Origin of the sequence: Alcaligenes parafaecalis (assembly GCF_026344135.1) — a bacterium.
In the GTDB taxonomy this organism is placed as follows: domain Bacteria; phylum Pseudomonadota; class Gammaproteobacteria; order Burkholderiales; family Burkholderiaceae_B; genus Alcaligenes; species Alcaligenes parafaecalis.
The window spans coordinates 702521-716893 of record NZ_JAPKNA010000002.1 but is presented as its reverse complement, the minus strand read 5'-3'; the positions used below and the strand labels follow the sequence as shown (position 1 = coordinate 716893).

The following is a 14373-nucleotide window of genomic DNA, read 5'->3' as shown; positions in this document are numbered from 1 at the left end:
GCTGGGCTTTATCAACAAGGTCTATGGGGGGCCGATACGGATCAGACCCTGGAAAACCCGCCTGAGGCACGCACTAGCAAAACACGAATTACTAGCGCACACGCCCTAATAAAATCAAATACAGTGCGCTAAAACTCATTTACCGCAACTACTATAAAGAGAAAATCAAGGGCTTAATAATCAGTGTAAACCCTATATTAAATAAGAAACACCCGAATTCAAGACCGCTTGCCAAGAGGGCTTTGATTGATGCCTCAAGGGAGTAGTAGAATCTATTTACTCAATAAATTAAAGTGTATACACTTAATTTAAGCATATCAATACCGAGCTGATAAAAGCACCGCACACGCTGTCAGACAACAAGGTGCGATCAACCAAAGGTGAAACCCATGAACCCTTGTACTCGCCCGCACACCTTGCGGGTCAATCAAGAGACCCACATCATCGAGGTGGAACCCGATACTCCGCTGCTTTATGTCCTGCGTAACGATCTGGAACTGAATGGTCCCAAGTTCGGCTGTGGCCTGGGCGAGTGCGGCGCCTGTACAGTGTTGGTAGATGGCGTGGCGGCACGCTCCTGTGTGGTGCCCGTCAGCCTGGTTGAAAACCGGCAGATCACTACATTGGAAGGTTTGGCCCAGGACGGCCAGCCCAATGACGTCCAGCAGGCTTTTATTGATTGCCAAGCGGCCCAATGCGGCTATTGCCTGAACGGCATGGTCATGACCGTGCAGGCTTTGCTGGACCGTAATCCGCAAGCCACTGAAGAACAGATTCGGGACGAGCTGCGTTATAACCTGTGTCGCTGCGGTACCCATGTGGAAATCATGCAAGCAGCACTGCGTGTCGCAAAGGCCCGGCAATGAGTCATTCAGTACAAGATACTTCCCGAGCGCAATGGCCAGAGCTGCCACCCGGCACCCATCTCTTGCACGGGGCGCTTGTGCGCCCTCCTTACTGGTCTTACAAAAACGGGCAGTACCAGGGTGCAGAATTACAAACCGTAGACAAGCAGGCTGCCCTGAAAGTGCCCGGTGTCGTTGCTTGCGTGCATATGGGCAACTTCCTGGGAGTGCTGGCCGTTCAAGTGGAACAAGCCCATCAGGGCGCCGCATTGCTGGATGCCCGCTGGGCCACCCCTGTCCCGTCGAATCAGGCGGCATTATCCGCCAATGAGGCAGCGGCCAAGACCAGCAGCACGCCCGATCACAGTTACGAATGGCAGGCGGCGGCAGATCATCAGGAAACCGCCTGGGCCCGCGCGTGCTATCACGACAAGAAACTCTATGTATGGGCGCATACTCAACGGCCTGCTGCGCTATTGATTGAGCTGCAAGCCCTTAGCGGCCTGCCAAGTGAACAAATCTGCCTGCTAGATATAGCGGGCAATCAGGCGGATGCCTATGACTGCGCAATGGATGCTGCTGTCATGGCCTTTGGTCGCCCCCAGGCGGTACAGGTACGGGCCAGCCACAGCGAAGCCATTATTCGTTTGAGCGTCTATCAGAACACGGCCACTCCCGGTGATCTGGGCGCACACTTGCAAGCCAGCCGCTGGCATCTGAATACTTTGTCAGGTGCCCGCCCCTCTTTGGCAGCCATTCTTTGTGGTCAGCAAGGTCTGCCCAGCAGCGGGCCGGAAGTCAAAAGCGATTACTTTGCGGCACCTGGCCCCAGCTATGATGGCGCCGCTGCCAGCAGCGACCCCGATAGCCTGGCCCAAGCCACCGTCTTTGCACAAGAATCGCAATTCGATCAGGACTGCCACATTCTAGGGCTGGACCCGTTGGAAGCGCGGCTGGAACAGGTACACAGCCCGCAGGGGCGCGATCTGCTGCAACGCGTTGCCGCACAATCAGACTGGTCCGAGCCTTTGCCCACACAACAAGGTCCTTTACGCAAAGGACGGGGACTGGCTTACAGTCATATTGTTGAGCAAGTTCCCGGTCAAGCAGCGCGAGAGCAATGGTCTGCCTGGGCGGTGGATGTCAGCGTCGATACCCGCCAGGGCACGCTTAGCATCGACAAGCTGACCATTGGTCACGACAGCACAGAACTGGGCAACCCCGCCCAATCATCGGAATCTGCACCGGCTTTGGCCGACAGGCTGGGCCGCTGGGCTCAGCAATTACTGAACAGCACCGCAGGCAATAGTGGTGATGCGGCGAACAACAGTGCAAATAAAGACGCGACAGCCAAACCTGCCGTCCAACTGGTCAAACGGGAATCTGCCGTAGGCCAGCCATTGGCCTGGAATCAGGGCGTAGAGCTGCCTGCTGCCGCCGCCATTGCCAATGCCATTTTCAATGCCAGCGGCATACGTCTGACCAGCGCCCCCTTTAGCGAGCAATCGCTGGCGCTGGGCTATCAGGAAGGAAAAACAGGCAGCAGCAAGAAACGCAAAGCCTGGTGGGGTGCCCTGGCCGCAGTAGCGACCGGCACCGTATTAAGCGCCCTGCCCTGGCGTCCAGCCATTGCGCCGGTGGGCCAAGTGGATACCTCCATCTTTTCAGAGCTGGCTATTGAGCGTGGCCGACTGGTTGCCATTGCAGGTGACTGCATGGTCTGCCACACCGCAGAAGGGGGCACACCCAATGCCGGTGGCCTGGGCCTGGATACGCCCTTTGGCACTATCTACACCACCAATATCACCCCCGATAAAGAAACCGGCATTGGCAGTTGGAGCTACAAAGCCTTTGAGCGCGCCATGCGAGAAGGCATTCATCAGGACGGCCGTCATCTGTATCCGGCCTTTCCTTACACCGCTTTTGCCAAGATCAGCGACGAGGACATGCAGTCTCTGTATGCCTACCTGATGACGCAGGAGCCGGTGAGGTCCGAGGTTCCGGAAACCAAGCTGCCTTTCCCCATGAATATGCGGCCTTTGGTGGCGGGCTGGAACATGCTGTTTCACCGCGACCCGAATGCCTACGTCCCTGACCCGACCCAGACGGTGCAATGGAATCGGGGTGCTTATCTGGTCAATAGCAGCGGCCACTGTGCCGCCTGCCATAGCCCGCGCAATATGCTGGGTGCAGAAAAAGGCGGCGAGGCCAATTTCCTGGCCGGAGGCTTTGCCGATAACTGGGAAGCGCCCGCTTTGAACAGCCTGTCCAAAGCCCCCATCCCCTGGACAGAACAGGAGCTGTACCAATACCTGCGCACCGGCTATTCACCCCGCCACGGTGTGGCGGCGGGCCCGATGGGCCCCGTCGTCGCTGGTCTGGCCGAACTGCCTGAGTCTGATGTGCGCGCTATGGCACATTATCTGAGCAGCTTGAATCCGGTTGAGAGTGAGCAAGAGCAAACGCACGCAGCACAAGCCGCCCGTCTGGAGCAGGACAGCCGCAGCAATAAAGAAGTGATGCTGATGCCAGGCGAGAATCTGTTCAACGGTGCCTGTGCTGTCTGTCACGATCCGCGTGGCGGCCCGGTTCTGTTTGGAGCGCGTCCTTCCCTGGCTCTGAACAGTAATCTGCATAGCGAGCACCCGGACAATGCGATTCAGGTCCTGATGCACGGCATTACCCGCCCCGCGCAGCCTACCCTGGGTTCCATGCCTGCGTTCAAGAACAGCATGAACGACGAACAGATGGAAGACTTGCTGAACTATATGCGGGCACGCTTTGCGCCAGAGAAGCCAGCCTGGACTGGCTTGAAAGACAAGATTGCGGCCATACGGGAACAGAAGGGGCACTTGTAGGCTGAGCTAGTCCACAGATAGTGTTGAACACACGGCAAAAAACAAAGGCGGCTTCAAGTTTTCACTTGGCCGCCTTTGTTTTATTGTTCATCGCACTCAGAGCTGGTTAAACCAGAGACTCTCAGTCTGCATTCTTGAGGTTTGAGTGTCTGTTCGGGTTTGAGATCGAAGCATAGATCCGACCCCCAGACTTCCGCTCAAACCCAAAGCTGGGCCCAATCACCCCCATCAACCCGAAAACCCACCTGCCTGCAGAAACTTCTGCTCTTCCTCTGTCGTGCTGCGACCAAAAATCGCATTGCGATGGGGGAAGCGGCCAAAGCGTTCGACCACATCCAGATGCTCTTGGGCATGATCCAGCCAGGGACGGCCAATTTCCTGATTCAAGCGCACGGCCTCTTGCTGATCTGCCAGATTTTCTGCATGGGAATATGGCAGGTAGCAGAACACACGGCGCTCTAGCGGGATCTGCTTATCCTGACCTTTGGCAACCATGGCCTTGGCAATCGCCAAACCTTTATCATCCGTTGCGTACATACGGGTGGTATTGCGAAACGAATTGCGCGGAAACTGATCCAGCAAGATCAACAAGGCATAGCTGCCTTCTGCCGTCTGCGCCCAGTCGTCAAACTCGCCCTTGGCCGCACGCTCGTGCCAATCTAAAAAGCGCTCGCGAAATTCCCGGTCAAAGTCATCGGACTTGCGAAACCATTTCTCCGGTCCTGCCTCAACCCAGAAATCAATCACTGCCTGCGGATTAGGACGTGCATCTGCCATGGTGTTCTCCTGAAGCCGGTCAGGCCTCTACTATCTGGAGGCCTGAAGTTAAACAGACAGGTAAGTGCGCCGCACCTGCTCGTTGGCACTTAATTCCTGCATCGCGCCACTGTACCGTATTTGCCCCTTCTCCAGCACATAAGCCCGATCCGAAACCAGCTCGGCAAAGTGCAGATTCTGCTCGGACAACAAGATACTGACTCCGGCCTGCTTCAGCTCCAGAATCATGTGCACCATCTGCTCCACGATCACAGGGGCCACCCCTTCGGATGGCTCGTCCAGCAAGACCAGATAGGGATTGCCCATCAAGGTACGCGCCACCGTCAGCATTTGCTGCTCGCCGCCGCTCATCTGTCCGCCCGGCCTGTCCTGCATCTGGCCCAGATTCGGAAACAGGCTGTACAAGCGCTCGGGCTGCCAGTGCGGAGCTGCTGTGCCATCCGGCCAGCGTCGTGCTGGTTGACGCCCCACTTCCAGGTTTTCCGTGACACTCAGATCGGTAAAGATCCGCCGGTCTTCAGGCACAAAGCCCAGGCCTGCACGGGCAATCTCAAAGGGCTGCTTGTCGTGGATAGTCTGTCCCATGAATTCGATATGGCCATTGGAGCGCTCCATCAAACCCATAATGGATTTCAAGGTGGTGGACTTGCCTGCGCCATTACGGCCCATCAGCGCAACCACCTCGCCGCGTTGCACGGTCAGAGACAGATCGAACAGAATATGCGCGGCCCCGTACCAGGCATTCAAGCCATCGACACTGAGCAAGGGTTCCTCTGCCGTCATGCCTGCGCTGCTCCGGTCAGAACCGGCTAATAAATCCTGCGTCATGCTGGCTCCTTGTTCTCGAATGTTTTGCCCGTGCCAAAGTAGACCTCCTGCACTTTGGGATGCTGGCGGATATAGTCCGCATCCCCTTCTGCCACCAAGCGACCACGGGCCAGCACCAGCATGCGGTCTGAATGCTCGAACACCACGTCCATGCTGTGCTCGGTGAACAGCACGCCCATATTGCGTTCAACCACCAGTTTTTTGGTCAGACGCATCAGCTCATTGCGCTCTTTGGGAGCCATACCAGCGGTGGGCTCGTCCATGAGCAAAAGACGCGGATCATTGGCCAGGGCAATTGCCAGCTCTACCCGTTTCACATCGCCATAAGCCAGCTCGCTGCAAGGTCGCTCCGCCTGAGCCAACATGCCCACTTGATTCAGCAGATCCAAAGCACGGGCACGCTCGAACTGTGCCGCCCGCCGCCAAAAGGAAAACAGCTTTTTCTGATGCGCCAACAAAGCCATCTGCACGTTTTCCACCACGGTCAAGGAGGCGAAGGTAGCCGCGATCTGGAAGGTACGGCCCACACCCATTGCAGCAATCTTGCGCGGAGCCAAACCCACCAGTTCCTGATCGCCCAAACGCACCGAACCCGCGGTTGGCGTCAACTGCCCGCCTACCATATTGAAAGTAGTGGTTTTGCCTGCGCCATTGGGGCCGATCAAGGCCAGGAACTCCCCGGCCTGCACATCAAACTCAATTCCGTCTACGGCCAGATTGCCGCCAAACGCTTTTTTAAGACCTCGTACTTGCAGCAAACTCATGACGATGCCTCCGGAGCGACGCGGCGATGCGCCCAACGTTTGAAAAAGCCAGCAATACCCTGCGGGAAAGCCAGAACCAGCAGTAGAATCACGCCGCCAAACAAGGCGCGCCAATATTGCGTAATCCCCAGGAAGAAGTCTTGCAGCAAGGTAAACACGGCTGCACCGACCACCGGGCCCACCAGGGTTTGCAAACCACCCAGCAAGACCATGACCAGGCCATCCACGGATTTATTCACCGCAATCACTTCAGGCGACACGCTGCCCTTGGAAAAGACAAACAAGGCACCGGCCAGACCCGCAAAGGTGCCCGCCAGGATAAAGGTCAGCCACTGCACGCGTTTCACAGGGATACCAATCGCCTCGGCCCGTAGCGCCGAATCCCGACTGGCACGCATGGCGTAACCAAAGGGCGAGAACAAAATCCGACGCAACAAGAAGGCGGCTGCGACGACGACAAACAAAGCAAAGTAATAGTAGCGATCACCCGACAGCCACTCGGCAGGCCAGATACCGACCACACCGTTGGAACCGCCAGTAAAGCTGTCCCACTGATACACAATCGACCAGACAATCTGTGCGAAAGCCAAAGTCAGCATGGCCAGATACACCCCAGACAGACGCACGCAGAACCAGCCAAAAACCATGGCTCCCAAACCCGCGACGGCCGGAGCCAAGACCAGAGACCAGCCCATCGACAAGGCGGCCGCCTTAAAGAGCAAGGCCGCCGCATAAGCGCCCAGCCCAAAATAAGCGGCATGACCAAAGGAATTCATCCCGCCTGGCCCCATCATGAAATGCAGGCTTAAGGAGAACAGGGCCAAGACCAGAATATCCAGAGCCAGCACAGGCGCATACGGGAACCAGTCACTCATCAAGGGCAAGGCCGCCATCACACCCAGAACCACCAGCACCATGATCTGGAACGCCCCGCTGCCCGCACGCAAAGGCGCTTCAATCGGAGCGGAGTTACGGCTGACCGCTTGAGCGCGTCCAAACAAGCCCCAAGGTCGGAACACCAGCACCACGGCCATGAAGATGAACTCCACCACCAGCGTCAGTTTCGGAAAGGCAAAGTCCACACCAAAGAAGGTAACGGTGCCCAGAGCGATACACAGAGCCTTCAATTCAGCGACGATCAGGGCAGCCACGTAAGCACCGGGGATGGAACCCATGCCACCGACCACCACGATCACAAAGGCATCCCCGATCACGCTCAAGTCCAGCAACAGATTGGCAGGCTGACGCGGTAATTGAACCGCACCGCCCAAACCGGCCAGAAAGGCACCCAAAGCAAATACACCCGTAAACAGCCAGGCCTGGTTCACGCCCAGCGCACCCAGCATCTGTCTGTCGTGGGTGGCGGCGCGCACCAGCACGCCCCAACGTGTACGAGTCAGCAAGAGCCACAACAAGCCCAGCACCACCGGGCCGATTACGATCAGCACCAGGTCATAAACCGGGAAGAAGCGCCCCGCAATGGAAATAGAACCGTTCAAACCCGGAGCCAGCGGCCCCAGCAAATCTTCCGGCCCCCACACCGCCAAGGCGCCATCGTTGATCACCAGCACCAGGGCAAAGGTGGCCAATAACTGAAACAGCTCGGGCGCTTTATAAATACGCCGCAGCAGCACAATTTCCAGCAAGGCCCCCAGTGCGCCCACCAGCAAGGCGGCCACAATCAAGCCCGCCCAGAATCCCAGTGCCGAACCACCCATGAATTGCACGGTGGAATACGCCATGTAGATGCCCAGCATGTACAGGGAGCCGTGTGCAAAGTTGACGATACGTGTCACCCCAAAAATCAGGGATAAACCCGCCGCCACCAGGAACAAAGACGATGCCTCGGCCAGTCCGTTAAGGAACTGAACCCATAAACCCGATAAGGCCATTACTGCCTCGCGTCAGAAGTGGCGCGCCACACGGCGCGCCGATCTACGAAATACTGCGTTCTTGGAATTATTGATTGGCCGCGGCAGGACGCCACTGGCTGACTTGCTCATCCGTAGGCTGTACATCTTTGCCATCGGCATAACGGATATTGGTCATGATGCCCTTGCCGTCCTGCTTGGCCAGCACACCCACATAGGCCCCCTGCGTGGATTGCTGATCTTGCGTGCGGTACGTGATGGGGCCAAACGGCGTGACCACATCCAGACCACGGAACGCTTTGATCATGGCTTCCGTGTCGGTAGAACCGGCTTTTTCAATACCAGCGGCAATCGACACAATGGTGCTGTAGCCAATAATCGTACCCAGGCGTGGATGCTCTTTGTACTTGTCCTGATAGGCTTTCAGAAAGGCATTGTGCTCGGGCGTGTCAATGGCGTACCAAGGGTAGCCGGTGACAATCCAGCCTTCTGGTGTTTCTTCACCCAAGGGGTCCAGATACTCCGGTTCCCCCGTCAACATGCTGACAACCGGCATGGCAGGGCCGAAGAATTGACGCTGGTTACCAGCACGAACCAGGCGGGCCAGATCAGAGGCGAACAGCACGTTGAAGACGGCATCAGGTTTGGCTTCGGACAAAGCCTGCACCACAGCACCAGCATCGACCTTGCCCAGCGGCGTGGCCTGTTCAGCCACGAACTCGATATCGGGCTGAGCTTCTTTCATCAAGGTCTTGAAAGTGGCGACGGCCGACTGACCATACTCGTAGTTGGGGTACACAATTGCCCAGCGCTTCTTGTTCAGCTTGACGGCTTCGGGCACCAGCATGGCCACTTGCATATAGGTGGAGTTGCGAAGGCGGAAGGTGTAGCGATTGCCATCGGCCCAGACAATCTTGTCGGTCAAAGGCTCGCTGGCCAGAAAGAATACTTTTTTGTGTTTGGCGAAGTCGGTAATGGCCAGACCGATATTGGACAAGAAGGTCCCGGTCAGCACATCCACTTTGTCACGCGAGATCAATTCCTCGGCAGCGCGTACCGCATCGCCGGGGTTGGAGTTGTCATCCTTGATGATCAACTGCAATTGCTTGCCGTGAATTCCCCCGGCTTGGTTGATTTGCTCTACGGCCAGTTCCATCCCGTTCCGGTACGGCCCCAAAAAGGCCGGTTGGGATTTATAGCTGTTGAGTTCCCCAATCTTGATCACCCCCTCGGCGGCAGCGGTGGCCCCCAAGGTTTGCAACATCATTGTTCCAGCCAGTGCTACCCCTGCAAATGTCTTATTCATTGTCTTCTCCGTGGGCTTGTGACGCGAAACACGACTCAGCGACTTGTCTTGTTTTAGTGATTTAAAGTGTACACATGGTATTTTTGCGAGTAAATCGGCCAAGACCTAGGGATATACCCTTGAACACTTTAAACATAAAGCACAACAAGCCACACAGAAAGCCATTAAAGCAAGGAGATCAAGAAAAAATGAGCAGAAAAAGTTGATAGCCTGGAAAGAGAGAAAGCACAGATATACAGTGACTACACTTAATAAGCCCAAAGATTAAAACGCTACCACCCCGCCTGGTTCCTGCACGCGCCGAATCATGGATTTCATAAACTGCTCCATCATATCCGGCAAGCCGCTTTTGTACTGGGGAAATCCTCTAGAAGGTTTCACCTGGAAATATCAAAACCTAAAGAACTTTGACGTTATATTCTCAAGAGATAAAAAAACGGTAGCCCCCCACGGCTACTCTTGAGGAGACCAGATTTTGACTTTCCCCCGTCGCTTCCCATCCCGACTGACCCTTAGCGTGTTGACCACCAGCGTCTTGCTGGCCGCCTGTGCCAGCGCCCCCGTAAGTGAGCGCAGCGTCACCATCAAGCGCGACAGCTATGGCACGCCGCATATCTATGCTGACAGCACCTATGGCCTGTTTTATGGCTACGCCTATGCCGTCGCTACAGATCGTCTGTACCAGATGGAAATTGCCAAGCGCTCTGGCTGGGGAACGGTTGCCGAGGTTCTGGGAGCGGATTTCCTGGAGCTGGATAAAGTCACCCACAACAATATCGACCCGGACTCCATCCGCAAGCAATTGGCCGCACTGTCCAAAGAAGACCGGGCCATGTTTGAGGGCTATGCCGCTGGCTTTACCCAGCGCGTGCGCGAGGTGAAAGCGCAGCGCGATACCCTGATGCCCAAGGAGTTTCTGGACAAAGGTTTTGAGCCTTCTGAGTGGCAGCCCGAAGATATTGCCATGGTCTGGGTGGGCCTGATTCTGAATCGCTTCTTTGCCGGTACAGCAGAAGTGGCCAACCTGAATCTGCTGGAAACCTTGAAGGCAGACCAGGGTGCAGAACGAGGCGAACAGCTCTACAAGCAATTGCGCTGGCTGAACGACCCCACCGCCCCCACCATCATTCCGCAGCCTGACGCCAAGACCGCACTGGCCGACTTGCCTACACATTTGCAGGCCCTGTCCTCACAAGCCGCACAGGACTATTTGCATAAGCAATCCATCGCCCTTGGCCCAACCGTCGCCGCAGGCACGCCTACCGCCAGCAATGCCTGGCTGCTGGGCCCGGAAAAGACAACTCACGGCCACGCCGTGCTGTACAACGGCCCGCAACAAGGCTGGTACACCCCATCCATTACCTATAGCGTCGGCCTGCACGGCGCAGGCTATGACCTGACCGGCAGCACCGCCGTTGCCCTGCCCGCTATTTTGTTCGGCACCAATGGCCAGATTGCCTGGGGCTCCACGGTGGGCTCGCTGGACACCAATGATGTGTACCAACTGCGCCTGAAAGAAGGTGACCCGCACAGCTACTGGTACAACAATGCCTGGCGCCCCATGGAGCATAAGCAGGTACGCATCAAAGTGCGCGGCCAGGACGATGTGATGCTGGACGTTTACCGCGCGGCTCAAGGCTACGTCAGCAGTTGGGACAAGAAGAACAACACCGCCTACGCCAACCGCCGTACCTGGGAAGGCCGAGAAATTGAAACGCTGCTGGGCTGGGCACATGCAGCCAAGGCCAAGAACTGGGATCAATTCATGGCCCAGGCCGCACGCGTCAGCGCGTCCATTACCTGGTTCTATGCCGATACCAAAAACAATATCGGTGCCGCTGCCCTTGGCCTCTTGCCACAGCGCCCTGCCAGCCAGGCCATCCAGTTTCCCGCAAGCGGCGATGGCAGCATGGAATGGCAAGGCTTCCTGAGCTTTGATCACAACCCCAAAGTGCTGAACCCGCAGCAAGGCTATATCGCTAGCTGGAACAACAAGGCCTTTGGCGCTTTGCTGGCCGACAACTCCAACTTCTCGTATGTGGACCGTGTGCAGGAACTGCTGGCACCGCTGCAAGCCAAGCAACGCCTCAGCGACCAGGAAATCTGGGGTATTGATTCCCTGGGAGCACGTTCCGACCTGAATGCGCGTTACTTCGCCTCCATCATCCAGGAAGCTGCCAAGCTGCCACGCGCCAGTGCCTTGGCCCGTCAGGCTGCCGAGCAGCTAAAAGGTTGGGACTACAAGCTGCAAGTAGCCAGCGATAGCAAACACTACGAAGGCAGTGCACCCGCCGTCATGCAGGCCTGGATGCAAGCAGCCGTACCGGTGTTTCTGAAAGGCCGTCTGCCCGACAGCGTCTACAACAACTACACGCAGAGCCTGTACCCCGCCGTGGATGACCCACGCAGCGCCCAGCCTGCTGCCGCTGCCAAACTGATCTGGAACGCTATCCAGGGGCCGGCTGCGGGCGTGCCGCAGACAATTGATTTCCTGCAAGGACGTCCTGCCCAGGAACTGGTGCTGGATGCACTGGAGCAGGCTGCGGCATCGCTGCAAAAATCGCAGGGTGCGCAAGCGCAGCAATGGCGTGCCCCCGCCATCTCCATGTTGTTTGCAGCGCGCAATGCGATTGGCGTGCCGTGGTCCGACCCGGCACACGAACGCCGCATCCTGCCCTATCTGAACACCGGCAGCGCCCGCTTCCAGTACGTGCTGGACCCGACAGGCGTGCGCATGTGCTCGGTCATGGCGCCGGGGCAAAGCGGTTTCATCAACCCCAAAGGCGAAGCAGACGCGCATCACTCGGATCAGCTTGAGATGTTTGCTGCTTTCAAATGCAAGAGCGAAGCCATTAGCGCTCAGGACATAGACAAGGCCAGCCAGGACAGCAAGACCCTGCGCTACTAAGCCACCAGTAGAAAACGGGGCCTGAAGCGTTTAGCGCTCCAGGCCCCGTTTCTTTTTGATCTGCCAGCAAGGCTCAATCCTGTGCCACCACCTGATTACGACCGGCACGTTTGGCTTGATACAAACGCTGGTCCGCCTGCATCAACACATCCTCAATAAGCTGGCCGGGCTGACACAAGGCCAGGCCCATGCTGGCTGTGATCTGGAAAGACTCTCGATCATGGTTATAAAACGTCTGCGCCTGAACCTGTTGCAAGAGCAAGCGGGCAAAACTCAAGGCCTGCTCATCCTTGCGGCCTGCCAGAATCAGGACAAACTCCTCGCCGCCATAGCGCGCGGCCAGATCATCCGGTCCCAGGTGCGCCCTGAGTAAAGAGGCGGTACGCATCAGGACCTCATCCCCCACCGAATGGCCGTGGGTATCGTTGATCTGCTTGAAGTGATCCAGATCCACCATCAGAACGTGCAAGCTCTCCTGCGCCGCCCCCTGCCCCAGTTGACGGCTTAAGGCGCCCCGGTTCAACAAACCCGTCAAGGTATCGTGCGTGGCTTGTCGGTACAAACGCAGCAAAAGCCCCAAGTGGAAATAATTGGCCGTCAAAGCCACCACCAGCAAGGCGCTCAAGAGCCAAAGATCCTGCAAGCCTTTCATGCTTAGCCAGGTTCCCGAACTGACACTGGCCAGTACCTGCAGAGCAATCAAGGCGCCCCCCACCAAAGCGGATTCCAGCAAGGTAAAGGGGAAAATGCTTAAGGTTGCCACCAACAAGAAAGGAATAAAGCCATAACCCAGCACCACGTAATGCCCGGCCCCCGCCAGGGTCAGCAACATATACGCATAAAAAGAGGCTGGCAAAATAAAGACCAGGCCACTTAAAACATAAATGCGAGTAATGCGCTGATGGCCATTAAAAGCCAGCCACACACACAAGATCAGACCACCCAGACTTAAGACACGCACCGCCATCAAGTGGGCGGGCCAACTGGGCAAGACCAGCCAATCCATCAAGGTCCAAAGGGGGGTGAGCAAGGCAAACAGCAAACCAACCAGGATGACGCGACTACGCAAATACTCCATTCGGGCATGTATGAAGTCGCGTGAATGATATTTCCCGCTCAGCGTGTCGCGCACCGAGCTAATACTGATCGCTTGCAAGTTTTTCCAGCCTTCCAGGATTGTTCCCATCAATCAATTCGCTTAGAAGAAACAAAGTAACATATCGGCAATTTTTAGTTACATGAGTTTGAAAAACAAGCTGTCAATTCTTTCAGGGTCAGCAGGCGCTGACCCTGACTTACAATCACGTTGCTTGAGCTTGTTTGCTCATCCAGCTAATTACCTCTTCCAACATCGGTTCGCCCGAATCTTGCGGGCGCCACAACAGACCAAGCTGACCGTGCAAGCGCGGGTCGCTCCAGTCCAATTCCAAAATACATAACTCCGGGTAAACCGGCACCATGCTGCGCGTCATCGGCACTAAAAAGTGGCTATCTACGGCAACACGGGCATTCGTATGTGCGTAGGCGGACTCAATCGCACAGGTGGGATACGGCAAACCCTTGGCATCCAGACTCAATTCAAAACTGCGCCGCATCGGGCTGTTTCGCGGTGGCAGAATCCAGGGGTAATCCAGTGTCTGTTCCCAGGTAACTTCATCTTGCTGTGCCAAAGGATGCTTGCGGCACGCCGCCACGCCCAAAGGCACCATGCCCAGCGGCAAATAGGCCATTGCCGGATTACGGCCTGCCTCATCTACACGGCCAATAACCAGATCCAGTTCACCCTGCTCCAGATTGCGGCTCAGAATATCCAGCGTCCCTTCCTGAATACGGATATGGCATTGCGGATCGCGCTCATGCAAATACACCAGCAACTGCGGTAAATAAACCGCAGCCACCATAGGCGAAATACCCAGGGTAAATTGCTGACGAAAACCTTGCCGGTATTGCTCCAGCGTCGCATTCATGCGGTCCAGACGATTGAGCACCCCTTGGGCCTGAGCCACCAGCGCCAAGGCGGCTGGCAAAGGCTCAATACCGCGAGCATGGCGCTCGAATAAAGGCATGCCTATATTGTCTTCAAAGTCCTTGAGCCATTTTGACAAGGCTGGCTGAGTCATATTGGACTGCCGGGCCACATCGCTCATGCTTTTCTGTTCGCACAAACGAATTAAAACCTGCAGATGCTTTAAGCGAATGCGTTCACTCCAGCTCAT

Annotated in this window: 10 protein-coding genes; 3 read left to right on the top strand and 7 right to left on the bottom strand. The window is 56.5% G+C overall.

Features of this window, described 5'->3' with window-relative positions; genetic code table 11:
* The first annotated feature begins 389 nt into the window (after window positions 1-389).
* Window positions 390-866 carry a (2Fe-2S)-binding protein gene (locus tag OSH09_RS10125; protein ID WP_207871939.1) on the top strand — a complete coding sequence of 159 codons (477 nt, stop codon included), beginning with the start codon at window positions 390-392 and terminating at the stop codon, window positions 864-866.
* Window positions 863-3703 carry a c-type cytochrome gene (locus OSH09_RS10120; protein WP_266120900.1) on the top strand — a complete coding sequence of 947 codons (2841 nt, stop codon included), beginning with the start codon at window positions 863-865 and terminating at the stop codon, window positions 3701-3703. Before OSH09_RS10125 ends, OSH09_RS10120 begins: the two co-directional genes overlap by 4 nt.
* Window positions 3704-3931: 228 nt before the next feature.
* Here OSH09_RS10120 and OSH09_RS10115 read toward each other — a convergent pair whose 3' ends face one another.
* From OSH09_RS10115 to OSH09_RS10095, 5 genes are all read right to left on the bottom strand, one after another.
* Window positions 3932-4480: a DUF924 family protein gene (locus OSH09_RS10115; RefSeq protein WP_266120899.1), complete on the bottom strand. Its 549-nt coding sequence runs from the start codon at window positions 4478-4480 to the stop codon at window positions 3932-3934.
* Window positions 4481-4528: 48 nt separating this feature from the next.
* Entirely contained in the window at window positions 4529-5263 is a 735-nt protein-coding gene (locus OSH09_RS10110) for an ABC transporter ATP-binding protein (protein WP_266120966.1), read from the bottom strand.
* Between the two features lie 41 nt (window positions 5264-5304).
* A complete protein-coding gene (locus OSH09_RS10105; protein ID WP_266120898.1) occupies window positions 5305-6072 on the bottom strand; it encodes an ABC transporter ATP-binding protein in 768 nt (255 codons plus the stop codon).
* Window positions 6069-7964 (bottom strand): ABC transporter permease, encoded by a 1896-nt coding sequence (locus tag OSH09_RS10100; protein WP_222668720.1) that lies wholly within the window; start codon window positions 7962-7964, stop codon window positions 6069-6071. Before OSH09_RS10100 ends, OSH09_RS10105 begins: the two co-directional genes overlap by 4 nt.
* A 67-nt stretch (window positions 7965-8031) precedes the next feature.
* Window positions 8032-9249 carry an ABC transporter substrate-binding protein gene (locus tag OSH09_RS10095; protein WP_266120897.1) on the bottom strand — a complete coding sequence of 406 codons (1218 nt, stop codon included), beginning with the start codon at window positions 9247-9249 and terminating at the stop codon, window positions 8032-8034.
* A gap of 475 nt (window positions 9250-9724) precedes the next feature.
* Here OSH09_RS10095 and OSH09_RS10090 point away from each other — a divergent pair, with 475 nt between their 5' ends.
* A complete protein-coding gene (locus OSH09_RS10090) occupies window positions 9725-12157 on the top strand; it encodes a penicillin acylase family protein (protein ID WP_266120896.1) in 2433 nt (810 codons plus the stop codon).
* Window positions 12158-12230: 73 nt separating this feature from the next.
* Here OSH09_RS10090 and OSH09_RS10085 read toward each other — a convergent pair whose 3' ends face one another.
* Window positions 12231-13343 (bottom strand): GGDEF domain-containing protein, encoded by a 1113-nt coding sequence (locus OSH09_RS10085; RefSeq protein ID WP_266120895.1) that lies wholly within the window; start codon window positions 13341-13343, stop codon window positions 12231-12233.
* Window positions 13344-13458: 115 nt separating this feature from the next.
* The gene (locus OSH09_RS10080; RefSeq protein ID WP_207871959.1) at window positions 13459-14373 is read right to left on the bottom strand and encodes a LysR family transcriptional regulator; all 915 of its coding nucleotides are present in this window, start codon (window positions 14371-14373) and stop codon (window positions 13459-13461) included.

Coding starts and splice junctions, on each gene's coding strand:
- OSH09_RS10120 (WP_266120900.1), top strand. CDS start 863: ATGAGTCATTCAGTACAAGATACTTCCCGAGCGCAATGGCCAGAGCTG.
- OSH09_RS10095 (WP_266120897.1), bottom strand. CDS start 9,249: ATGAATAAGACATTTGCAGGGGTAGCACTGGCTGGAACAATGATGTTG.
- OSH09_RS10100 (WP_222668720.1), bottom strand. CDS start 7,964: ATGGCCTTATCGGGTTTATGGGTTCAGTTCCTTAACGGACTGGCCGAG.
- OSH09_RS10105 (WP_266120898.1), bottom strand. CDS start 6,072: ATGAGTTTGCTGCAAGTACGAGGTCTTAAAAAAGCGTTTGGCGGCAAT.
- OSH09_RS10080 (WP_207871959.1), bottom strand. CDS start 14,373: ATGAGCTGGAGTGAACGCATTCGCTTAAAGCATCTGCAGGTTTTAATT.
- OSH09_RS10110 (WP_266120966.1), bottom strand. CDS start 5,263: ATGACGGCAGAGGAACCCTTGCTCAGTGTCGATGGCTTGAATGCCTGG.
- OSH09_RS10115 (WP_266120899.1), bottom strand. CDS start 4,480: ATGGCAGATGCACGTCCTAATCCGCAGGCAGTGATTGATTTCTGGGTT.
- OSH09_RS10125 (WP_207871939.1), top strand. CDS start 390: ATGAACCCTTGTACTCGCCCGCACACCTTGCGGGTCAATCAAGAGACC.
- OSH09_RS10085 (WP_266120895.1), bottom strand. CDS start 13,343: ATGGGAACAATCCTGGAAGGCTGGAAAAACTTGCAAGCGATCAGTATT.